Genomic DNA, 20,894 nt, shown 5'->3' on the forward strand with positions numbered 1-20,894 from the left:
ATCAGCCCTCCGAGGGAGCGAGGCGCTTGAGCTCCGCCTCCGTCGACTTGAGCAGGTCAATCCAGGAGGCCTCGAACTTCTCCACGCCCTCGTCCTCCAGGAGCTGCACGACATCGTCGTACGAGATCCCGAGCTTCGCGAGCGCACCGAGGTCGGCCCGGGCCGTGTCGTACCCGCCGCGGATGGTGTCGCCGGTGATCTCACCGCGGGCCGCGGTGGCCTCCAGGGTGGCCTCCGGCATGGTGTTGACCGTGCCCGGGGCGACCAGCTCGTCGACGTACAGCGTGTCCTTGAAGGCCGGGTCCTTGACGCCGGTCGAGGCCCACAGCGGACGCTGCTTGTGGGCGCCGGCCTTGTCGAGGGCGGCCCAGCGCGCGGAGGAGAAGACCTCCTCGTACGCCTGGTAGGCCAGTCGGGCGTTGGCCAGCGCGGCCTTGCCCTTGAGGGCCTTGGCCTCGTCCGTGCCGAGCTTCTCCAGGCGCTTGTCGATCTCGGTGTCCACCCGGGACACGAAGAACGACGCCACCGAACGGATCAGGGACAGGTCCAGGCCCGCGGCCTTGGCCTTCTCCAGGCCCGCGAGGTAGGCGTCCATGACCTCGCGGTAGCGCTCCAGCGAGAAGATCAGCGTGACGTTGACGCTGATGCCCAGGCCGATGACCTCGGTGATCGCCGGGAGGCCCGCCTTGGTGGCCGGGATCTTGATCAGCGTGTTCGGGCGGTCCACCAGCCACGCCAGCTGCTTGGCCTCGGCGATGGTCGCGGTCGTGTGGTGCGCCAGGCGGGGGTCGACCTCGATCGAGACCCGGCCGTCCTGGCCGCCGGTGGAGTCGAAGACCGGCCGCAGGATGTCGGCGGCGTCGCGGACGTCCGCCGTCGTGATCATGCGGATGGCTTCCTCGACGGTGACCTTGCGGGCGGCGAGGTCGGCGACCTGCTGCTGGTAGCCGTCGCCCGAGGAGATCGCCTTCTGGAAGATCGACGGGTTCGTGGTGACACCGACGACGTGCTGCTGGTCGATCAGCTCGGCGAGGTTGCCGGACGTGATGCGCTTGCGCGACAGATCGTCCAGCCAGATCGCCACGCCCTCGTCGGAGAGGCGCTTGAGTGCGTCTGTCATGGGTTCTGCATCTCCTACGTGTCGTGTACGGGCGTCAGCGTGCGGTCGCTTCGGCACCGGTGCTCGCGGCGAGCGAGTCCCGGGCGGCGGCCGCGACCGCGTCCGGGGTGAACCCGAACTCGCGGAAGAGGACCTTGGCGTCGGCCGAGGCACCGAAGTGCTCCAGCGAGACGATGCGGCCGGCGTCGCCGACGTAGCGGTGCCAGGTCAGGCCGATGCCGGCCTCGACGGCGACCCGGGCCTTCACGGCCGGGGGGAGCACGCTGTCGCGGTAGGCCCGGTCCTGCTGCTCGAACCACTCGACCGACGGCATGGACACCACGCGGGTGGCGACGCCCTCGGCCTGCAGCTGCTCGCGCGCCTCGACGGCGAGCTGCACCTCGGAGCCGGTGCCGATCAGCACGACCTGCGGTGCCGCGTCCCCGCCGTCCGGGCCCGCGGCCTCGAACAGCACGTAACCGCCCTTGGCGGCGTTCTCGTTGGCCGGGTACGTCGGCACGCCCTGGCGGGTCAGCGCGAGGCCGTGCGGGGCCCCCACGCCGTACTCCTTCGTCCAGCGCTTGAGGATCTCGCGCCAGGCGATGGCGGTCTCGTTGGCGTCGGCCGGGCGGACCACGTTCAGGCCCGGGATGGCGCGCAGCGAGGCGAGGTGCTCGACGGGCTGGTGGGTCGGGCCGTCCTCGCCCAGACCGATGGAGTCGTGCGTCCACACGTACGTCACCGGCAGGTGCATCAGCGCGGACAGCCGGACGGCGTTGCGCATGTAGTCGGAGAACACCAGGAAGGTGCCGCCGTAGACCCGGGTGTTGCCGTGCAGGGTGATGCCGTTCATCTCCGCGGCCATGGCGTGCTCGCGGATGCCGAAGTGGATCGTGCGGCCGTACGGGTCGGCGCCCGGCAGCGGGTTGCCCTCGGGCAGGAACGACGAGGTCTTGTCGATCGTGGTGTTGTTGGAGCCCGCGAGGTCGGCGGAGCCGCCCCACAGCTCGGGGATGACCGCACCGAGCGCCTGCAGCACCTTGCCCGACGCGGCGCGGGTGGCCACCGCCTTGCCGGTCTCGAACGCCGGGAGGTGCTCCTCCCAGCCCTCGGGCAGCTCGCCCGCGGCGATCCGGTCGAAGTCCGCGGCGCGCTCGGGGTTGGCGGTGCGCCAGGCGGCGAAGGACTTCTCCCACTCCTTCTTGGCGTCGCGGCCGCGGTCGAGGGCGCCACGGGTGTGCCCCAGCACCTCGTCGGCGACGTCGAAGGACTTCTCGGGGTCGAAGCCCAGGACGCGCTTGGTGGCCGCGACCTCCTCGTCACCCAGCGCCGAGCCGTGCGCGGCCTCGGTGTTCTGGGCGTGCGGGGCCGGCCAGGCGATGATCGAGCGCATCGCGATGAACGACGGGCGGCCGGTCTCGGCCTTCGCGGCCTCCAGGGCCCGGGCCAGACCGGCCGGGTCGAGGTCGCCGCTGGGCAGCGGCGCGACGCGCTGGACGTGCCAGCCGTAGGCCTCGTAGCGCTTGAGGGTGTCCTCGGAGACCGCGGTCTCGGTGTCGCCCTCGATGGAGATGTGGTTGTCGTCCCACAGCAGGACGAGGTTGCCGAGCTTCTGGTGGCCCGCCGTGGAGGACGCCTCGGCGGAGATGCCCTCCTGGAGGCAGCCGTCACCGGCGATGCAGTAGACGGTGTGGTCGAAGGGGGAGGTGCCCTCGGCGGCGTCCGGGTCGAACAGGCCGCGCTCGTAGCGCGCCGCCATCGCCATGCCGACCGCGTTGGCGACACCCTGGCCCAGCGGGCCGGTGGTGGTCTCCACGCCGGTGGTGTGGCCGTACTCCGGGTGACCGGGGGTCTTCGAGCCCCAGGTGCGGAACGCCTTCAGGTCGTCCAGCTCCAGGCCGTAGCCGGCGAGGAAGAGCTGGATGTAGAGGGTCAGGCTGGAGTGGCCCGCGGAGAGGACGAACCGGTCGCGACCGGTCCAGTTCGCGTCCGCCGGGTCGTGCCGCATCAGCTTCTGGAAGAGAAGATAGGCGGCCGGGGCCAGGCTCATGGCCGTACCCGGATGGCCGTTACCGACCTTCTGCACGGAATCCATGGCCAGGACACGAACGGTGTCCACCGCCCGCTGGTCCAGTTCGTTCCACTCGAGATCTGTGGTGGTCGGCTTGGTGCTCACCCTGCGTCAGGGCTCCTCTCCACATGTCGAATGCCGCGGACGGTATGTCCGCCAGGCGGTGTCGAGCCTACCCCCGCAAGTGCGTGCGTCTTTTCGACGCTCAGTCGACGTTTCCGGCGCTCAGTCGGTCGGTGCGGGGCGTCGTGACACTCGCTCCGGGCAACCGCGTCGGGACCCGGCGCATTCCCGGTCCGGACCGGGCGGCCGTACCACCAGACTGCCGGGCGCCGGTCCGGTCCGCCTCCCGAACGCCGGGGGAGAGACCGGGGGAGAGAGCGGGTGCGCCGGCGGGCCCCGACGTCCGGGCGGCCCGGGGGCCCGGTGCCCAACACGAGCCCACCCCCGCGAAGATCGCCGTATGGCCAACGTCTAAAGTGGCGTGGTACGCGCAAGCCCTTCCCCGACGGGTCCACACCGCCGAAGGAGCTTGCAGGCCTTATCTCTTCTGCGGCAGAGGCCGCTGATGTTACTTCCAGGGGTGTGCGTGACGGCCGTCGAATCCCGTCCTGCGGGTGGGGGTACCGCCCACGCCGTCAAGGCAGTGGGGGAGCCCTCTGAGGTCTCCGCGAATCCCGGTGCGCGGCCGTTCGGGGCCCGCCTCAAGGCGTTCGTGGCACTGACCAAGCCACGGGTCATCGAGCTGCTGCTGATGACCACCGTGCCGGTGATGTTCCTGGCGGCCCAGGGGGTGCCCGATCTGTGGCTCGTCCTGGCGACCTGCATCGGCGGGTACCTCTCCGCCGGCGGCGCCGCGGCCTTCAACATGTACCTCGACCGCGACATCGACGCGCTGATGGACCGCACGTCGCAGCGGCCGCTGGTCACCGGCATGGTCTCGCCGCGCGAGTGCCTGGTCTTCGCGACCGCCCTCGCGGTCGGCTCCACCGCCTGGTTCTGGTACTTCGTCAACCCGCTGTCGGCGGCGCTGTCGCTCGGGGCGCTGCTCTTCTACGTCGTCGTCTACACGATGATCCTCAAGCGGCGCACCACCCAGAACATCGTCTGGGGCGGCATCGCGGGCTGCATGCCGGTCTTCATCGGCTGGTCCGCGGTGACGAACTCGTTCTCCTGGGCCGCGGTGATCCTCTTCCTCGTCATCTTCTTCTGGACGCCGCCGCACTACTGGCCGCTGTCGATGAAGGTCAAGGACGACTACGAGCGGGTCGGGGTGCCGATGCTGCCGGCCGTGGCGGGCAACAAGGTCGTCGCGCGCCAGATCGTCGCCTACAGCTGGGTGATGGTCGGCGTCTCCCTGCTGCTCCAGCCGCTGGGCTACACCGGCTGGCTGTACACCGCGGTCGCCCTGGTCTGCGGCGCCTTCTGGCTGAAGGAGGCGCACGGTCTGCAGGCCCGCGCCAAGGCTGGGATCACGGGCGCCAAGCTCAAGGAGATGCGGCTGTTCCACTGGTCCATCACCTATGTGTCCCTGCTGTTCGTCGCCGTGGCCGTGGACCCCTTCCTGCGCTAGAGGGTGTGGCGGATCACCCGCACAAAGGGCCGTACTCGCGGGTAGCATGCTGTTCATGGCAGACATCCAGCAGGCGGACGAGCAGGTGGAGACGGCGGGCGGCGCGGCCGCCGGGAAACGGGCCGGCCGGCGCGCGGCCAAACTGGCCCGCGAGATCCGCGCCTTCGCCACCACCCACGGCGGCAGCGCCGAAGGCCAGCTCGCGCACATCGGCCGCGGCCGCATCCGGATCGCCCTCGTCGGGGCCAACGGCGAGTGGGGCACCCTCGTCGCCGACGACGCGGACACCGCCAAGGACGCCGCCGCGCAGGCCGGCCTCGCGCTCCAGGACGACTTCGACGGCGACCTCGCCGCCCGCGTCCGCACCGGCCGCTACGAGTGGTCCCGGATGGCGGGCATCCAGGTGGGCGGCCCGGCCAACGCCTGACGGCCGGGGCCCGTGCGCCGTGCGCCGGAGCGCACGCCGGAAGCGGAGCCCGCTACCTCGCCACCCCTCCGTCCGTTAGGCCCACCGGGCGCGGCGCTCGTGCCGCCCGGCGGGCTCACGGCGAGGAGGGCGGATGGACGGATCTCCACCGCTCATCGATCAGTACAGCCACGGCGCGGTGCACGGCGAGCTCGGCCTCGGCTCCTTCGAGACCCACCTCGCCGCCGCGGTCGGTGCCCAGGGCCCGGCACCGGCCGGCACCAGCTACTTCGACACCGTCACCGGCCTGGCGATACGCCGCTGGTGCCCCCCGCTGCTCGGCCTGGAACCGCACTGCCCGCCGGCCCGCTACCTCGCCCGCAGACGCGAGGTCGGGGCCTTCCGCGCCGGACGGATGCTGCTGCGCGGCTGCGGCATCGGCACGTTCCTGCTGGCCGCCGGCGCCCCCGGCGACCTGACCTCGGCCACCGAACTCGCCACCGCCGCCGAGGCCCCCGCGCACGAGGTCGTCCGGCTCGAACCGCTCGCCGAGCAGATCGCCGACACCTCCGGCAGCGTCGACTCCTTCCTCGGCTACACCGCCGAGGCCCTCTACGGCGCGGCCCAGCACGCCACCGCCTTCGCCTCCGGGGCCACCCACTGCGACGGCCGCGCCCCCGAGGCCGGCGAGGTGCGGCGCGCCGCGGACCGCTGGCTGCGCGGGCGCCGCCCCGGGGAGCGGCTCGGCGAGCCCGCCCTGCTGCGGCATCTGCTGTGGAGCGCGGTGGCGACCGGCCTGCCGGTGCAGCTGCACTGCCCCGACCCCGCGCCCCTGGCGGCGTTCCTGCGGGCCACGGCCGGCGGCCCGGATCTGGTGCTGCTGCCTGCCGCGCCGCACCACCGGCGGGCGGCGCAGCTGGCCGCGCTGCACTCCCATGTGTACGCCGACGCCGGGCCCCGCCCCGAGGACACGCTCGGTCAGGCGCCGTTCGGCAAGCTGCTGTTCTCCTCCGGCGCCCGCGGGCTGCCCGAGCTGTACGTCACCGCCGCCCGGTCCTTCCTGCGCGCCATGAGCCGACTCGTGCGGGAGTGGACCGACGAGGGGCTGTGCGGCGCCGGGGACGGGCGGCGGATCACGGAGATGGTCGGGTCGGGGACCGCGCGACGGGTCTACCGGCTGGACGCGGCGGCCGGCTGAGGGCCGGACACCTCGTGCGCGTCCGGGGCGGCGGGCGCGGCGGGCTCCCCCTCCGGGAGCGGACCGCGGTCGCGCAGCGACATGGCCACCCGCAGCACGCAGATCCACACCAGGGCCGAGCCCAGCATGTGCAGCCCGACGACGAACGCGGGCAGGCCGGTGAAGTACTGGACGTAGCCGATGACGCCCTGCGCGGCGAGGCAGACGAACAGCTCCAGGACCGCGCGGCGGGGGGCGGCCGGCGCCTTGACGGCCCGCAGCGTGAACCACAGGGCGACGGTCAGGCCGACGACGATGTAGACGAAGTCGACGTGCAGCTGGGTGATCTCCTGCCAGTCCACCGCGATCCGGTGGACCTTGCGGGCGTCGCCCGCGTGCGGCCCCGCGCCGGTGACGACGGTGCCGAGGGCGGTGAGCGCGCCGGAGGCCGCCACCAGCAGCCACGCCAGCTGCCGCACCGGGCGGGCCACCAGGTCACGCGGCTCCTCGTCGCCCTCGCCCGCCCGCTTCCAGGTCACCACGGCGACGGTGAGCAGTGCCGTGGACGCCAGGAAGTGCGCGCTGACGATGTACGGGTTGAGGCCGGTGAGGACCGTGATGCCGCCGATGATGGCGTTGCTCATGACGATCCAGAACTGCGCCCAGCCGAGGCGGGTGAGCGCGCGGCGCCGGGGGTGGCGGGCGCGGGCGGCGATGATGAACAGCCCGATGACCGCGCACAGCACATAGGTCAGCATGCGGTTGCCGAACTCGATGAGGCCATTGATGCCCATGGCGGCGGTCGGCGTCAGGCTGTCCGGGGTGCACTTGGGCCAGGTCGAGCAGCCCAGCCCGGACTGGGAGAGCCGGACCGCGCCGCCCGTGACGACGATGATCACGGCCATCACGACGGCGGCCAGCGCGGCCCGCCGCACGAAGGCCGCGGAGGGCTGCCAGCGGCGGGCGATCAGCTCAAGGGGATTCAGCGTGTTCGGCACGGGAGACATCGTAGGACGGGCCTTGTGCAAGTTTTCACGAGGGGGTCCCGGCGCCACGCCGGGTCGCCCCCGGTGACCGGGCCCGCGGTCCCGGCTACTCCCAGCGGAAGAACTTCGCCGCCGCGCCCAGCCCGAGGACCGCCCAGGCGGCGAGGATGCCCAGGTCGGCCCACGGCGTCCCGGCGCCGTGCTGGAGGACGTCGCGCAGGCCGTCCGAGAGGGCCGAGACGGGCAGGAACTGCAGGACCGACTGCGCGGCCGCCGGGAACTTGGTGAGCGGCACGATCACCCCGCCGCCGACCAGCAGCAGCAGGAAGACCAGGTTGGCGGCGGCCAGCGTCGCCTCGGCCTTCAGCGTCCCCGCCATGAGGAGGCCCAGGCCCGAGAAGGCGGCCGTGCCCAGGACGAGCAGCAGCAGCACCGGCAGCGGGCCGCCCTGCGGGGACCAGCCCAGCGCGAGGGCGATCGCCGTCAGCAGCACCGTCTGCAGGACCTCGGTGACCAGCACCGCGCAGGTCTTGGCGGTCATCAGCGCCCAGCGGGGGAGCGGGGAGACGGCCAGCCGCTTGAGGACGCCGTAGCGGCGCTCGAAGCCGGTGGCGATGGCCTGGCCGGTGAACGCCGTGGACATCACGGCCAGCGCGAGCACGCCCGGCGCGAGGAAGTCCACCGGCTTGCCGGACCCGGTGTCGACGATGTCGACGGCGGAGAACAGCACCAGCAGCAGCGTGGGGATGACGACGGTCAGCAGCAGCTGCTCGCCGTTGCGCAGCAGCATCCGGGTCTCCAGCGCCGCCTGCGCCCGGATCATCCGGGGCAGCGGGGCCGCGCCCGGCCTCGGGGCGAACGTGCCGGCGGCGGCGCCGGTCTCGGTCGTGGTCATGCGCGCGGCTCCCTGCCGGTCAGCTCAAGACTGTGCCTTCCCGGGGGGCGATCTCCGCACCTCCGGCCGAACGTCGTGCAGGCCTGGTTCATGCGCGCAGCTCCCTGCCGGTCAGTTCGAGGAAGACGTCCTCCAGGGTGTGGCGTTCGACGGCTATCGCGTCGGGCATCACGCCGTTCTGGGCGCACCAGGAGGCGACGGTGGCCAGGAGTTGGGGGTTGACCTTGCCGTGCACCCGGTAGACGCCGGAGACCGGCTCCGCGGCGGCGCTGTCCGCGGGCAGGGCCTTGAGGAGCGAGGCGATGTCCAGGCCCGGCCGGCCGGTGAAGCGCAGGCTGTTCTCGGCGCCGCCGCGGCACAGTTCGTCCGGGGTGCCCCGGGCGATCACCTTGCCGCCGTCGATGATCGACACATCGTCGGCGAGCTGCTCCGCCTCGTCCATGAAGTGGGTGGTCAGCACCGTGCTGACGCCGTCGGCGCGCAGCTCCCGGACGAGGTCCCAGGTGGCGCGGCGGGCCTGCGGGTCCAGCCCGGCCGTCGGCTCGTCGAGGAAGACCAGTTCGGGGCGGCCGACCACGGCCATCGCCAGCGCCAGGCGCTGCTGCTGGCCGCCGGACAGCCGCCGGTAGGGCGTCCGGCCGCAGCTGCCCAGGCCGAGCCGCTCGATCAGCATGCCCACGTCGAGCGGGTCGGCGTGCAGGGTGGCGGTGTGCCGCAGCATCTCCTCGGCCCGGGCGCCCGCGTAGACGCCGCCGGACTGAAGCATCACGCCGATGCGCGGCCGCAGCGCCGCGGCGTCGGCGACCGGGTCCAGGCCCAGCACACGGACCCGGCCGGCGTCCGGTCGGCGGTAGCCCTCGCAGGTCTCGACGGTGGTGGTCTTGCCGGCGCCGTTGGGGCCGAGCACGGCGGTCACCCCGCCGCGTTCGACGGTCAGATCGAGTCCGTCGACGGCGGTCTTGGAGCCGTAGCGCTTGACCAGGCCGACGACCTCGACGGCGGGCTCGCGGCCAGGGGGCCGGGGGGCGCCCCCCGGAGAGGTGCTGGGCATGCCGGGCAGTCTACGGAGAGTGGCGGGGCGCTCATCAGTGGGGGCATCGGTGCGAAAAGGCGCCGGGGTACGCAATACGGGGGTGTGCGGCCGAACTATTTCCGCTGGCCCGCGCGCCCTCTCGCGCCCCTCTCGACCCGGGTCCGCGCCTGTCGGCCGATCCGGTCGCCTCGCAGGTCGCGGGGGTTTTCGAGGGGCTCGGCGGGTACTTGAATTAGGTGAGCCTAAGTGATAGAGGCCACCCGCTCGTGGTCCGGGTGAGGCTTGTCTCGCTTCGGCGAATTACGCAACAATGGCGTTGTGAAATACGCGAGCGAGGATCAGGAAGGGCCCGCGGCCGAGCACGCCGCCGGGCCGGCCGCCTCCGCGCCCGAGCAGACCGAGCAGGTCGGAGGCCGCGCCGCCGGCACCGTGCCCGCGGCGCCGCACGACGAACAGCAGGGCACCCGCAACAAGGTCGCCCGCTCCATTCTCGATCACGGTCCCTCCACCGCGGCCGAACTGGCCCTCCGGCTGGAGCTGACCCAGGCGGCCGTCCGCCGCCATCTGGACGCACTGGCCGCCGACGGCGTCGTCGAGCCCCGCGAGAAGCGGGTCTACGGCACCCGCGGCCGCGGCCGTCCGGCCCGGGCCTTCGCCCTCACCGACTGCGGACGGGACGCCTTCGACCAGGCCTACGACCAGCTCGCCACCGACGCGCTGCGCTGGATCGCGCAGAGCGCGGGCGGCGGCAAGGAGGGCGAGGCGGCCGTCGCGGCGTTCGCCCGCGCCCGGTTCGCCGCCCAGGCCGAGGGCTACCGCACGGCGGTCGAGGCCGCCGGACCGGAGGCCCGTACCGAGGCCCTGGCGAAGGCATTGACCGCGGACGGGTACGCTGCTACGGCGCGCAGCGCGCCCAATCCCCAGCTCGGTGAACAGCTCTGCCAGCACCACTGCCCGGTCGCCCATGTCGCCGAGCGGTATCCGCAGCTGTGCGAGGCGGAGACCGAGGTCTTCTCCCGATTGCTCGGGACCCATGTACAGCGGCTGGCCACCATCGCCCATGGCGACGGGGTGTGCACGACCTTCGTCCCGAAGGCCGGCGCCGGCAAGGCCGCTCACCGCACGCCAGGCACCACCAAGACCACCACAGCATCCGCCAGCACGGCCGGGAGGAACCCCGCATGACGCTCCCCACGGAGACTGCTCACCCTGAGCTCGAGGGCCTGGGCAAGTACGAATACGGCTGGGCCGACTCCGACGTGGCCGGCGCTTCGGCGAAGCGCGGGCTCTCCGAGGCCGTCGTCCGCGACATCTCGGCGAAGAAGAACGAGCCGGAGTGGATGCTCAAGCTCCGGCTCAAGGGCCTGAAGCTGTTCGACAAGAAGCCCATGCCGAACTGGGGCTCCGACCTGTCGGGCATCGACTTCGACAACATCAAGTACTTCGTCCGCTCCACCGAGCAGCAGGCCGCCTCCTGGGAGGACCTGCCCGAGGACATCAAGAACACCTACGACAAGCTCGGCATCCCCGAGGCGGAGAAGCAGCGCCTGGTCGCCGGTGTCGCCGCGCAGTACGAGTCCGAGGTCGTCTACCACCAGATCCGCGAGGACCTGGAGGCGCAGGGCGTCCTGTTCCTGGACACCGACACCGCGCTCAAGGAGCACCCGGAGCTCTTCCAGGAGTACTTCGGCACGGTCATCCCGGTCGGCGACAACAAGTTCGCGTCGCTGAACACCGCGGTGTGGTCCGGCGGCTCGTTCATCTACGTGCCCAAGGGCGTCCATGTCGACATCCCGCTGCAGGCCTACTTCCGGATCAACACCGAGAACATGGGCCAGTTCGAGCGGACGCTGATCATCGTCGACGAGGACGCCTACGTCCACTACGTCGAGGGCTGCACGGCGCCGATCTACAAGTCCGACTCGCTGCACTCCGCGGTCGTCGAGATCATCGTCAAGAAGGGCGGCCGCTGCCGCTACACGACCATCCAGAACTGGTCGAACAACGTCTACAACCTGGTGACCAAGCGCGCCGTCGCCTACGAGGGCGCGACCATGGAGTGGGTCGACGGCAACCTCGGCTCCAAGGTGACGATGAAGTACCCGGCGGTCTACCTCATGGGTGAGCACGCCAAGGGCGAGACCCTGTCCATCGCCTTCGCGGGCGAGGGCCAGCACCAGGACGCCGGCTCCAAGATGGTGCACATGGCGCCGAACACCTCCTCCAACATCGTCTCCAAGTCGGTGGCGCGAGGCGGCGGCCGCACCTCCTACCGCGGTCTGGTCGAGATCGGCGAGGGCGCCGCGGGCTCCAAGTCCAACGTGCTGTGCGACGCCCTGCTGGTGGACACCATCTCCCGCTCGGACACCTACCCCTACGTCGACGTCCGCGAGGACGACGTCTCCATGGGCCACGAGGCGACCGTCTCCAAGGTGAGCGAGGACCAGCTCTTCTACCTGATGGCGCGCGGCCTGTCGGAGGACGAGGCCATGGCGATGATCGTGCGCGGCTTCGTCGAGCCGATCGCGCGTGAGCTGCCGATGGAGTACGCCCTGGAGCTCAACCGGCTGATCGAGCTGCAGATGGAAGGCGCGGTCGGCTGACCCCCGGCCACCGGGCAGCAACGGATTCACGAGGCAGCGTCCTCTTCAAGAAAGCGAGCTAGACGACAGCCATGGCTGAGGCTCAGAACTCCCCCACTCCCGGCACCGCTCGGGCGGGGGGACCCGCACCGGCGGGATCCACGACCACGGGCGCCCTCGCGGTGGCCGCGGAGTCCACCGTCGCCACCCGGATGAGCGCCCCGCCGTCCTACGACGTGGCGGACTTCCCGGTGCCGCACGGCCGCGAGGAGGAGTGGCGCTTCACGCCCCTCGCGCGCCTGAAGGGCCTGCACGACGGCAGCGCCGTGGCCGGCGGTCCCGACCTGAAGATCGACATCACGGCTCCGGAGGGCGTCACCCACCAGCTGGTCGACCGCTCCGACCCGCGGGTCGGCAAGGCCGGCAAGCCCGTGGACCGGGTCGCCGCCCAGGCGTTCAGCTCCTTCGAGAAGGCCTCGGTGGTCTCGGTCCCCAAGGAGACCGTGCTGACCGAGCCCATCCGCATCACCGTGCACGGTGAGGGCGGCACGACCTTCGGCCACCAGGTCGTCGAACTCGGCGCGTTCGCCGAGGCGGTCGTCGTCATCGACCACACCGGCGACGCGGTGCTCGGCGCCAACGTCGACTACCTTCTCGGCGACGGCGCCAAGCTGACCGTCGTCTCCGTCCAGGACTGGGACGACGACGCCGTCCACGTGGGCCAGCACAACGCCCTCGTCGGCCGGGACGCCAGCTTCAAGTCCGTGGTGGTCACCTTCGGCGGCGACCTCGTCCGGCTGCACCCGCGCGTCACCTACGCGGCGCCCGGCGGCGAGGCCGAGTTCTACGGTCTGTACTTCACCGAGCAGGGCCAGCACCAGGAGCACCGCCTCTTCGTCGACCACAAGGCGTCCAACTGCCGCTCGCACGTGGTCTACAAGGGCGCGCTCCAGGGGCAGGACGCCCACGCGGTCTGGATCGGCGACGTCCTCATCCAGGCCTCGGCCACCGGCACGGACACCTACGAACTCAACCGCAACCTCGTCCTCACCGACGGCGCGCGGGTCGACTCGGTCCCCAACCTGGAGATCGAGACCGGCGAGATCGTCGGCGCCGGACACGCCTCGGCCACCGGCCGCTTCGACGACGAGCAGCTGTTCTACCTGATGGCCCGCGGCATCCCGGCCGACGAGGCCCGCCGACTGGTCGTCCGCGGCTTCTTCGCCGAGCTGGTCCAGCAGATCGGCCTCCCGGACGTCGAAGAGCGTCTGATGAGCAAGATCGAGGCCGAGCTGGAAGCGTCCGCGGCATGACCTACGTACGCGCGGCGGCGCTGAGCGAGCTGGAGGAGGACACCCCCAAGCGGGTGGAACTCGACGGCACGCCCGTCTCCCTGGTCCGCACCGAGGGCGAGGTGTTCGCGATCAACGACATCTGCTCGCACGCCAACGTCTCCCTCTCGGAGGGAGAGGTCGAGGACTGCTCGATCGAGTGCTGGCTGCACGGTTCGAGCTTCGACCTGCGCACCGGCAAGCCCAGCGGCCTTCCCGCGACGCGCCCCGTCCCCGTTTACCCCGTCAAGATCGAAGGGGACGACGTGCTCGTCTCCGTCACCCAGGAGTCCTGAGTTCCCCATGGCAACGCTTGAGATCCACGACCTGCACGTCTCCGTCGAGGCCGAGAACGGCCCGCGCGAGATCCTGAAGGGCGTCGACCTGACCGTGAAGCAGGGCGAGACGCACGCCATCATGGGCCCCAACGGCTCCGGCAAGTCGACTCTCGCCTACTCTCTCGCGGGTCACCCCAAGTACACGATCACCGGTGGCACCGTCACCCTCGACGGCGAGAACGTCCTGGAGATGTCCGTCGACGAGCGCGCCCGCGCCGGCGTCTTCCTCGCCATGCAGTACCCGGTCGAGGTGCCCGGCGTCTCGGTCTCCAACTTCCTGCGCACCTCCGCGACCGCGATCCGCGGCGAGGCCCCCAAGCTGCGGCTGTGGGTCAAGGAGGTCAAGGAGGCCATGGAGCGGCTCCAGATGGACCCCGCCTTCGCCGAGCGCAACGTCAACGAGGGCTTCTCCGGCGGTGAGAAGAAGCGCCACGAGATCCTTCAGCTGGAGCTGCTGAAGCCCGCCATCGCGATCCTCGACGAGACCGACTCCGGCCTGGACGTCGACGCGCTGCGCACCGTCTCCGAGGGCGTCAACCGCGTCCGCGAGACCGGCGAGGTCGGCACCCTGCTGATCACCCACTACACGCGCATCCTGCGCTACATCAAGCCCGACCACGTCCACGTCTTCGCCAACGGCCGGATCGCCGAGTCCGGCGGCGCCGAGCTCGCCGACAAGCTGGAGGCCGAGGGCTACGAGGAGTACACGAAGGGTGGCGCAAACCTGTGAGCGACGCGCGCGAGGCCACCGGCCCGCGGACGACCTGCGACCCGCAGGTGCGCCTCGCGGGCGGAGAAGCGAACGAAAGGGCACGGGTGTGACACAGCTGCCGGGCCTCCTCGACACAGAGGCGATCCGCAAGGACTTCCCCATCCTGGATCGCCAGATCCATGACGGGAAGAAGGTCGTCTACCTGGACAACGCGGCGACCTCGCAGAAGCCGCGCCAGGTCCTCGACGCCCTGAACGCCTACTACGAACGTCACAACGCCAACGTCCACCGCGGCGTGCATGTGCTCGCCGAGGAGGCCACGGCGCTGTACGAGGGCGCGCGGGACAAGGTCGCCGCCTTCATCAACGCGCCGAGCCGCGACGAGGTGATCTTCACCAAGAACGCCTCGGAGTCGCTCAACCTCGTGGCCAACATGCTCGGCTGGGCCGACGAGCCCTACCGCGTGGACCGCGAGACCGAGATCGTCATCACGGAGATGGAGCACCACTCCAACATCGTCCCGTGGCAGCTGCTCGCGCAGCGCACCGGCGCGAAGCTGAAGTGGTTCGGCATCACCGACGACGGCCGCCTCGACCTGTCCAACATCGACGAGATCATCACCGAGCGGACGAAGATCGTCTCCTTCACGCTGGTCTCCAACATCATGGGCACCATCAACCCGGTCGAGGCGATCATCCGCCGGGCCCAGGAGGTCGGCGCGCTGGTCTGCATCGACGCCTCGCAGGCCGCCCCGCACATGGTGCTGGACGTCCAGGCGCTGCAGGCCGACTTCGTGGCCTTCACCGGCCACAAGATGTGCGGCCCGACCGGCATCGGCGTGCTGTGGGGCCGCCAGGAGCTGCTGGAGGACCTCCCGCCGTTCCTCGGCGGCGGCGAGATGATCGAGACCGTCTCGATGCACTCGTCGACGTACGCGCCCGCGCCGCACAAGTTCGAGGCCGGTACGCCCCCGATCGCCCAGGCCGTCGGCCTCGGCGCGGCCGTGGACTACCTCACCTCGATCGGCATGGACAACATCGCAGCCCACGAGCACGCGATCACCGAGTACGCCGTCAAGCGGCTGCTGGAGGTCCCCGACCTGCGCATCATCGGCCCGAGCACGGCCGAGGACCGCGGGGCGACGCTCTCCTTCACGCTCGGCGACATCCACCCGCACGACGTCGGCCAGGTGCTGGACGAGCAGGGCATCGCGGTGCGGGTGGGCCACCACTGCGCACGGCCGGTCTGCCTGCGCTTCGGAATTCCTGCGACCACGCGAGCGTCGTTCTATCTGTACTCCACCCCCGCCGAGGTCGACACCCTGGTCGAGGGCCTGGAGCACGTCCGCAACTTCTTCGGTTAAACAGACACAGCCGGTTACCAAGCACAGCGGATGAGGACGAGGACTGACTGAGCCGTGAAGCTGGATTCCATGTACCAGGACGTCATCCTGGACCACTACAAGCACCCGCACGGGCGCGGTCTTCGGGACGGCGACGCCGAGGTGCACCATGTCAACCCCACCTGCGGTGACGAGATCACGCTGCGCGTGCGGCTCGACGGCGCGACGATCGCCGACGTGTCCTACGAGGGGCAGGGCTGCTCCATCAGCCAGGCCAGCGCCTCGGTGCTCAACGAGCTCCTGGTGGGCAAGCCGCTCGGGGACGCGCAGAAGATCCAGGAGACCTTCCTGGAGCTGATGCAGTCCAAGGGCCAGGTGGAGCCGGATGACGCGATGGAGGAGATCCTGGAGGACGCGGTGGCGTTCGCCGGCGTCTCCAAATACCCGGCGCGCGTGAAGTGCGCCCTGCTCAGCTGGATGGCCTGGAAGGACGCCACGGCCAAGGCCCTCTCCGAGGAGGCGAAGACCGCATGACCGACACCCCGACCACCACCAAGCCGGCCTCGGAGGAAGAGGTCCGCGAGGCGCTGTACGACGTCGTGGACCCCGAGCTGGGCATCGATGTCGTCAACCTGGGACTGATCTACGGCATCCACGTCGACGACGCCAACATCGCCACCATCGACATGACGCTGACCTCGGCGGCCTGCCCGCTGACCGACGTCATCGAGGACCAGGCGAGGTCCGCCACGGACGGCATCGTCAACGAACTGAAGATCAACTGGGTCTGGATGCCCCCGTGGGGCCCGGACAAGATCACCGACGACGGCCGCGAGCAGCTCCGCGCGCTGGGCTTCAACGTCTGACGGGATCTCCCGAGCACGACGGCCGTGTCCGCCGGTCACCACCGGCGGACACGGCCGTTTCGGCGTTCCGGGGCGTGTCGCCGCGGGATATGTACGCCCGTACGCAACGTTGTGTACGGTCGTACGCATGGTCTATCTGACGCTTGCCGGGGCGATTCTCTCCGAGATCCTCGCGACCACGGCGATGAAGTACAGCGAGGGTTTCAGCAAGCTGTGGCCGTCGGTGGGTACCGCGGTGGGCTATCTGATCGCCTTCGTGCTGCTCGCGCAGACGCTCAAGTCGATGAGCGTGGGGACCGCGTATGCCATCTGGTCGGGGGCCGGCACGGCGGTGATCGCCGTGATCGGGATGGTGTTCCTGGGGGAGAGCACCAGTGCGCTCAAGATCCTCGGGGTGCTGCTGGTCATCGCCGGCGTCGTGGTGCTGAATCTGGGCGGGGCGCACTGATGCCCAGGCGCCACGACCCCGGCAGGCGGCAGCGGATCATCGACGCGGCGATCGAGGTGGTCGGCGCGCGCGGGATCGCCGGGCTCAGCCACCGGTCGGTGGCCGCCGCGGCGGATGTGCCGCTCGGCTCGACCACGTACCACTTCGCGACCCTGGACGAGCTGCTGAGCGCCGCGCTGCGGCAGGTCAACGGCGAGTGGCTGGCCGACTTCGCGCGCTGGGTGGACCGGCTCGATCCGGCGGTGCCGCTGGCCGAGGAGGTCGCGCGGCTGGTGGCGGACACCCTGGCCGGCGACCGCGCGCGGGTGGAGCTGGAGTACGAGCTGTATCTGGCGGCGCTGCGGCACGCGGCGGTGCGGCCGATCGCCGCCGAGTGCCTGGAGGAGATGGTGCGGCTGCTGGGCCGGAAGATCGGCGACGAGCGGACCGCGCGCGCCGTGGTGGCCTTCGCCGACGGGCTGCTGTTGCAGCATCTGCTGACCGGGGCGCCCTTCGAACCCGCCGTGGTGCGCGACGGGCTGGCCGGGGTGCTGGGCTGACCGGGCGGCGGACGGGCTGACGCGGAGCGGTAGGCGGGCGGTGCTCGTGCGGCCCGTGGGGCCGGTGGGGCGCCGGGGCCGATCGCTGAGACCGGTTCGCCTCGGCGGGCGCCCTCCGGTTAGGTTTCGAGCATGACCGATGCTGCTGTTTCCGCTGCTTCTTCCCGTACGACCGGCGCCGTGGCCGCCGGGCTCGCCACCGTCACCCCCGACGGCACCGTTCTCGACACCTGGTTCCCGGCGCCCGAGCTGGTCGCCGCGTCCGCCGCGGACCTCGGCCCGGCCGGCACCGAGCGCCTCGACGACGCGCGCGCCACCGAACTGCTGGGCGCCACCGTGCTCAAGGCGATCGGCCCCGACCCGGTCCGCCAGGTCGAGGTCGTCGCCGTCCGTACGGTCATCGCCTCCCTCGACGACAAGCCGCTGGACGCGCACGACGCCTACCTGCGCCTGCACCTGCTCAGCCACCGGCTGGTCAAGCCGCACGGGCAGAACCTGGAGGGCGTGTTCGGCCTGCTGGCCAACGCCGCCTGGACCTCGCTGGGCCCGGTGGCCGTCGACCAGGTGGAGACGGTGCGCCTCAACGCCCGCGCCGAGGGCCTGCACCTGATGGTCACCAGCATCGACAAGTTCCCGCGGATGACCGACTACGTCGCGCCCGCCGGGGTGCGGATCGCGGACGCCGACCGGGTGCGCCTGGGCGCCCACCTCGCGGCCGGCACCACCGTCATGCACGAGGGCTTCGTCAACTTCAACGCCGGGACGCTGGGCACCTCCATGGTCGAGGGCCGGATCAGCGCGGGTGTGGTCATCGGCGACGGCTCCGACGTCGGCGGCGGCGCCTCCACCATGGGCACCCTCTCCGGCGGCGGCAAGCAGATCATCTCGGTCGGTGAGCGCTGCCTGCTCGGCGCCGAGTCCGGCATCGGGATCGCGCTGGGCGACGAGTGCGTGGTCGAGGCCGGTCTGTACGTGACCGCGGGCACCCGGGTCACCCTGCCCGACGGCCAGATCGTCAAGGCCCTGGAGCTCTCCGGCGCGGACAACATCCTCTTCCGCCGCAACTCCACCACCGGTGCCGTCGAGGCCCGCCCGAACAAGGCGACCTGGGGCGGCCTGAACGAGGTCCTGCACAGCCACAACTGAGCGCGGACCACAAGCATCGACGGCCCGGCGGACCCCCGCCGGGCCGTCGGCGCTGCCGCCCGCGGCCCGTCGCGGCCGGCCGCCGTCCACCGCCGTCCCGCTCCCGGACGGCCGCCGCTAGGCTTTGCGCCATGCGTGATCTTGTAGCGGGGATACGGTATCTGGGCAAGGGCCAGCGCTGGGTCGCCCGGCACGGCCGCTGGTGGGGATTCGGGCTGATCCCGGCGCTGATCGCCCTGGTGCTGTACGCGGGGGTGCTCACCGCGCTCGCCCTGTGGTCCGGCGACCTCGCGGCCTGGGCGACGCCGTTCGCCGACGGCTGGGGCGAGCCCTGGCAGGGGCTGCTGCGCGGGGTGTTCGTGGCGCTGCTGTTCGCCGGCGGGCTGACGCTGTCGGTGCTGACGTTCACCGCCGTCACCCTGCTGATCGGCGACCCCTTCTACGAGTCGCTGTCCCGCGCCGTCGAGGAGTCCGAGGGCCACTGCCCGCCGGACCCGGACCGGCCGCTGTGGCAGGAGGTCTGGATCGCGCTGCGCGACAGCGTGCATGTGCTGCTGCGGGCCGCCGGCTTCGGCATCCTGCTGTTCGTCCTCGGCTTCGTGCCCTTCCTCGGGCAGACCGTGATCCCCGCCGTCGGCTTCTGCGTCTCCGGCTTCTTCCTCGCCGTCGAGCTGACCTCGGTGGCCATGCAGCGTCGCGGGGTCCCGGTGCGCGAGCGGCTGCGGCTGCTGCGCGGGCGCAAGGGGCTCGCCGTCGGCTTCGGCACCCCCGTCGTCCTGCTGTTCCTGATCCCGTTCGTCGCGGTGGTGCTGATGCCGGGCGCGGTGGCCGGGGCGACGCTGCTGGTGCGGGACCTGGTGCCGGACGCCGCCGGGCCGGACCCGGACCGGGAGGAGGCCGCGGCCGGCCCCGACCCGGCCGGGGCACCGCACCACGGGCAGCCCGCGGCCGGCGCGCCGCACGGGCAGCAGGGCCCGGGCGCACCGTACGGACCGCAGGGCGGCTCCGGGCCGGCGCCCGCGCCCTTCCCGCCTAACCAGGGACCGCCGCCGGCACCGCGGTATCCGTATCCGCCGTCCGGTCCAGAGTCGTCCGCAGGGCGTCCACCAGCCGGGCGGTGAGCGTGGCGTCCGCGGCCAGCAGCGGTCCGCGGACCGGCCCCGCGGGCAGCCCGAGGTGGTTCAGCAGCGCCTTCGCGGTGACCGCGCCGGGCGTCTCGCCGCCGGTGACCGCCTCGATGAGGGGGACCAGGGCGAGCTGCCGGCGGGCCGCGGTGGCGGTGTCCCCGGCGTCATAGGCGTCCAGGACGGCGCACACCGCCCGCGGCGCGGCGTTGCCGGCGGTGCTGACGCACCCGGCGCCGCCGAGGGCGCGCAGCGGCAGGATCTGCTCGTCGCAGCCCGCGTAGTAGGCCAGACCCGTCGCGGCCAGCACCTTCGCCGACTTCAGCAGGTCGTTGCCGCAGTCCTTGACCGCGGCGATCCGCGGGTGGGCGGCCAGCCGCAGCAGGGTGGCGGCGCTCAGCGCGGTGCCGGTGCGGCCCGGGATGTCGTAGAGCATCACCGGCAGCCCGGTGGCGTCCGCGACCGTCCGCAGATGCTGGGTGACGGCCTCCTGGGTGGGCCGTGAGTAGTAGGGCGTGACCACCAACAGGCCGTGTGCGCCCGCCCGTTCGGCGCTGCGGGCCAGTGCGACGGTGTGCCGGGTGTCGTTGGTGCCCACCCCGGCGGTGATCTTCGCGCGGTCCCCGACGGCCTCGACGACGGCCCGCAGCAGGGTCTCCTTCTCGGCCTCCGTCGTGGTCGGGGACTCCCCGGTGGTGCCGCTCAGTACCAGGGCGTCGCAGCCGCCGTCGTCGACGAGGTGGGTGGCGATCCGCTGTGCGCCGTCGGTGTCGAGCTCGCCGTCGGCGGTGAACGGGGTGACCATGGCGGTCGCCGTGCGTCCGAAGGGCGGCGCGGCCGCCCGGGGGGTGAGGGGGTGGGTCACGGTGGTCATGCCAGGAGTCTGGGGGCGCCTCATATTTCACGTCCAGTGAGTTGTTCTGGGTGATTCGTTAAGCGTTGCTGCGAGGTTCTGGGTGGGGCGGCCGGGAACGCGGAACGGCCGCCGCACCTGTCGGTGCGACGGCCGCTCGGGCATCACAAGCCCATCACGCGTCAGTCAGGCCATTCCGCGAACGCTTCAGGTCCTGGGTCCGCTCGGACGCGGACTCCTCCGACGACTTCGGCTTCCGCTGGTCGGCGCGCCGCTCGGCGGCACGGTCCTTGTTGCCCGACTTTCGGTTCTGGGACTTCGGCATGGTGACTCCCTATGTCTCGCCGAACTTTTCTTACGTGCCCAGTACCGC

22 protein-coding genes are annotated in these 20,894 nt (G+C 71.6%); 15 read left to right on the plus strand and 7 right to left on the minus strand.

What is annotated here, in order from left to right:
• Position 1 precedes the first annotated feature (1 nt).
• Together tal and tkt are read right to left on the minus strand one after the other, a co-directional pair.
• Complete coding sequence (gene tal / locus IEY78_RS18850) at positions 2-1,120, minus strand: transaldolase (protein WP_189099779.1); 1,119 nt, start codon at positions 1,118-1,120, stop codon at positions 2-4.
• Positions 1,121-1,154: 34 nt separating this feature from the next.
• On the minus strand, positions 1,155-3,275 hold the full coding sequence (gene tkt, locus IEY78_RS18855) for a transketolase (RefSeq protein WP_189099781.1): 2,121 nt from the start codon (positions 3,273-3,275) through the stop codon (positions 1,155-1,157).
• A 484-nt stretch (positions 3,276-3,759) separates the two neighbouring features.
• Here tkt and IEY78_RS18860 point away from each other — a divergent pair, with 484 nt between their 5' ends.
• From IEY78_RS18860 to IEY78_RS18870, 3 genes are all read left to right on the plus strand, one after another.
• Positions 3,760-4,743 carry a heme o synthase gene (locus IEY78_RS18860; protein ID WP_372509026.1) on the plus strand — a complete coding sequence of 328 codons (984 nt, stop codon included), beginning with the start codon at positions 3,760-3,762 and terminating at the stop codon, positions 4,741-4,743.
• A 46-nt stretch (positions 4,744-4,789) separates the two neighbouring features.
• Positions 4,790-5,170 (plus strand): hypothetical protein, encoded by a 381-nt coding sequence (locus tag IEY78_RS18865; protein WP_189099785.1) that lies wholly within the window; start codon positions 4,790-4,792, stop codon positions 5,168-5,170.
• Between the two features lie 133 nt (positions 5,171-5,303).
• The gene (locus tag IEY78_RS18870; RefSeq protein WP_189099786.1) at positions 5,304-6,347 is read left to right on the plus strand and encodes an amidohydrolase; all 1,044 of its coding nucleotides are present in this window, start codon (positions 5,304-5,306) and stop codon (positions 6,345-6,347) included.
• Here the strand turns inward: IEY78_RS18870 and IEY78_RS18875 are convergent.
• The 3 genes from IEY78_RS18875 to IEY78_RS18885 all read right to left on the minus strand — a co-directional run bounded on the left by IEY78_RS18875 (position 6,320) and on the right by IEY78_RS18885 (position 9,258).
• On the minus strand, positions 6,320-7,324 hold the full coding sequence (locus tag IEY78_RS18875) for a COX15/CtaA family protein (protein WP_189099787.1): 1,005 nt from the start codon (positions 7,322-7,324) through the stop codon (positions 6,320-6,322). The two genes, IEY78_RS18870 and IEY78_RS18875, sit on opposite strands and share 28 nt — an antisense overlap.
• A 94-nt stretch (positions 7,325-7,418) precedes the next feature.
• Positions 7,419-8,207, minus strand: coding sequence for an ABC transporter permease (locus tag IEY78_RS18880; protein WP_189099788.1), 789 nt, complete (start codon positions 8,205-8,207; stop codon positions 7,419-7,421).
• An 88-nt stretch (positions 8,208-8,295) separates the two neighbouring features.
• A complete protein-coding gene (locus IEY78_RS18885) occupies positions 8,296-9,258 on the minus strand; it encodes an ABC transporter ATP-binding protein (RefSeq protein ID WP_189099789.1) in 963 nt (320 codons plus the stop codon).
• Between the two features lie 300 nt (positions 9,259-9,558).
• On the opposite strand from IEY78_RS18885, the gene IEY78_RS18890 reads away from it, so the two are divergent.
• The 12 genes from IEY78_RS18890 (at position 9,559) to IEY78_RS18945 (ending at position 19,665) form a co-directional block, all read left to right on the plus strand.
• Positions 9,559-10,425, plus strand: coding sequence for a helix-turn-helix transcriptional regulator (locus IEY78_RS18890; RefSeq protein ID WP_189099790.1), 867 nt, complete (start codon positions 9,559-9,561; stop codon positions 10,423-10,425).
• A complete protein-coding gene (gene sufB, locus IEY78_RS18895) occupies positions 10,422-11,843 on the plus strand; it encodes a Fe-S cluster assembly protein SufB (RefSeq protein ID WP_189099791.1) in 1,422 nt (473 codons plus the stop codon). Before IEY78_RS18890 ends, sufB begins: the two co-directional genes overlap by 4 nt.
• A 71-nt stretch (positions 11,844-11,914) precedes the next feature.
• Entirely contained in the window at positions 11,915-13,135 is a 1,221-nt protein-coding gene (gene sufD, locus IEY78_RS18900; RefSeq protein WP_189099793.1) for a Fe-S cluster assembly protein SufD, read from the plus strand.
• On the plus strand, positions 13,132-13,449 hold the full coding sequence (locus IEY78_RS18905) for a non-heme iron oxygenase ferredoxin subunit (protein ID WP_030086270.1): 318 nt from the start codon (positions 13,132-13,134) through the stop codon (positions 13,447-13,449). Before sufD ends, IEY78_RS18905 begins: the two co-directional genes overlap by 4 nt.
• Positions 13,450-13,456: 7 nt before the next feature.
• The gene (gene sufC, locus IEY78_RS18910) at positions 13,457-14,221 is read left to right on the plus strand and encodes a Fe-S cluster assembly ATPase SufC (RefSeq protein ID WP_189099795.1); all 765 of its coding nucleotides are present in this window, start codon (positions 13,457-13,459) and stop codon (positions 14,219-14,221) included.
• 88 nt (positions 14,222-14,309) lie between these two features.
• A complete protein-coding gene (locus IEY78_RS18915; protein WP_189099797.1) occupies positions 14,310-15,566 on the plus strand; it encodes a cysteine desulfurase in 1,257 nt (418 codons plus the stop codon).
• A 54-nt stretch (positions 15,567-15,620) separates the two neighbouring features.
• Entirely contained in the window at positions 15,621-16,079 is a 459-nt protein-coding gene (gene sufU, locus IEY78_RS18920) for a Fe-S cluster assembly sulfur transfer protein SufU (protein WP_189099799.1), read from the plus strand.
• Entirely contained in the window at positions 16,076-16,411 is a 336-nt protein-coding gene (locus tag IEY78_RS18925) for a metal-sulfur cluster assembly factor (protein WP_189099801.1), read from the plus strand. The genes sufU and IEY78_RS18925 overlap by 4 nt, the downstream gene beginning before the upstream one ends.
• 127 nt (positions 16,412-16,538) lie before the next feature.
• Positions 16,539-16,859, plus strand: a complete 321-nt coding sequence (locus IEY78_RS18930; protein ID WP_189099803.1) for a DMT family transporter — start codon at positions 16,539-16,541, stop codon at positions 16,857-16,859.
• Positions 16,859-17,398 carry a TetR/AcrR family transcriptional regulator gene (locus IEY78_RS18935; protein ID WP_189099805.1) on the plus strand — a complete coding sequence of 180 codons (540 nt, stop codon included), beginning with the start codon at positions 16,859-16,861 and terminating at the stop codon, positions 17,396-17,398. The genes IEY78_RS18930 and IEY78_RS18935 overlap by 1 nt, the downstream gene beginning before the upstream one ends.
• A 132-nt stretch (positions 17,399-17,530) precedes the next feature.
• Positions 17,531-18,544, plus strand: coding sequence for a 2,3,4,5-tetrahydropyridine-2,6-dicarboxylate N-succinyltransferase (gene dapD, locus IEY78_RS18940; protein WP_189099806.1), 1,014 nt, complete (start codon positions 17,531-17,533; stop codon positions 18,542-18,544).
• A 131-nt stretch (positions 18,545-18,675) separates the two neighbouring features.
• On the plus strand, positions 18,676-19,665 hold the full coding sequence (locus IEY78_RS18945; protein WP_229700040.1) for an EI24 domain-containing protein: 990 nt from the start codon (positions 18,676-18,678) through the stop codon (positions 19,663-19,665).
• Here the strand turns inward: IEY78_RS18945 and dapA are convergent.
• Both dapA and IEY78_RS18955 read right to left on the minus strand, forming a co-directional pair.
• Positions 19,577-20,542 carry a 4-hydroxy-tetrahydrodipicolinate synthase gene (gene dapA / locus IEY78_RS18950; protein ID WP_189099808.1) on the minus strand — a complete coding sequence of 322 codons (966 nt, stop codon included), beginning with the start codon at positions 20,540-20,542 and terminating at the stop codon, positions 19,577-19,579. The two genes, IEY78_RS18945 and dapA, sit on opposite strands and share 89 nt — an antisense overlap.
• Before the next feature lie 154 nt (positions 20,543-20,696).
• A complete protein-coding gene (locus IEY78_RS18955) occupies positions 20,697-20,846 on the minus strand; it encodes a hypothetical protein (RefSeq protein ID WP_167511565.1) in 150 nt (49 codons plus the stop codon).
• Between the last annotated feature and the right edge of the window lie 48 nt (positions 20,847-20,894).

It is taken from the genome of Streptomyces kronopolitis, assembly GCF_014646275.1.
Classification (GTDB): Bacteria; Actinomycetota; Actinomycetes; order Streptomycetales; family Streptomycetaceae; genus Streptomyces; species Streptomyces kronopolitis.

Bases quoted from the DNA above. Each gene is read 5' to 3' on its own strand.
- tal (WP_189099779.1), bottom strand. From the start codon at position 1,120: ATGACAGACGCACTCAAGCGCCTCTCCGACGAGGGCGTGGCGATCTGG.
- IEY78_RS18865 (WP_189099785.1), top strand. From the start codon at position 4,790: ATGCTGTTCATGGCAGACATCCAGCAGGCGGACGAGCAGGTGGAGACG.
- IEY78_RS18870 (WP_189099786.1), top strand. From the start codon at position 5,304: ATGGACGGATCTCCACCGCTCATCGATCAGTACAGCCACGGCGCGGTG.
- IEY78_RS18880 (WP_189099788.1), bottom strand. From the start codon at position 8,207: ATGACCACGACCGAGACCGGCGCCGCCGCCGGCACGTTCGCCCCGAGG.
- IEY78_RS18885 (WP_189099789.1), bottom strand. From the start codon at position 9,258: ATGCCCAGCACCTCTCCGGGGGGCGCCCCCCGGCCCCCTGGCCGCGAG.
- sufB (WP_189099791.1), top strand. From the start codon at position 10,422: ATGACGCTCCCCACGGAGACTGCTCACCCTGAGCTCGAGGGCCTGGGC.
- sufD (WP_189099793.1), top strand. From the start codon at position 11,915: ATGGCTGAGGCTCAGAACTCCCCCACTCCCGGCACCGCTCGGGCGGGG.
- IEY78_RS18905 (WP_030086270.1), top strand. From the start codon at position 13,132: ATGACCTACGTACGCGCGGCGGCGCTGAGCGAGCTGGAGGAGGACACC.
- sufC (WP_189099795.1), top strand. From the start codon at position 13,457: ATGGCAACGCTTGAGATCCACGACCTGCACGTCTCCGTCGAGGCCGAG.
- IEY78_RS18925 (WP_189099801.1), top strand. From the start codon at position 16,076: ATGACCGACACCCCGACCACCACCAAGCCGGCCTCGGAGGAAGAGGTC.
- IEY78_RS18930 (WP_189099803.1), top strand. From the start codon at position 16,539: ATGGTCTATCTGACGCTTGCCGGGGCGATTCTCTCCGAGATCCTCGCG.
- IEY78_RS18935 (WP_189099805.1), top strand. From the start codon at position 16,859: ATGCCCAGGCGCCACGACCCCGGCAGGCGGCAGCGGATCATCGACGCG.
- dapD (WP_189099806.1), top strand. From the start codon at position 17,531: ATGACCGATGCTGCTGTTTCCGCTGCTTCTTCCCGTACGACCGGCGCC.
- IEY78_RS18945 (WP_229700040.1), top strand. From the start codon at position 18,676: ATGCGTGATCTTGTAGCGGGGATACGGTATCTGGGCAAGGGCCAGCGC.
- dapA (WP_189099808.1), bottom strand. From the start codon at position 20,542: ATGACCACCGTGACCCACCCCCTCACCCCCCGGGCGGCCGCGCCGCCC.
- IEY78_RS18955 (WP_167511565.1), bottom strand. From the start codon at position 20,846: ATGCCGAAGTCCCAGAACCGAAAGTCGGGCAACAAGGACCGTGCCGCC.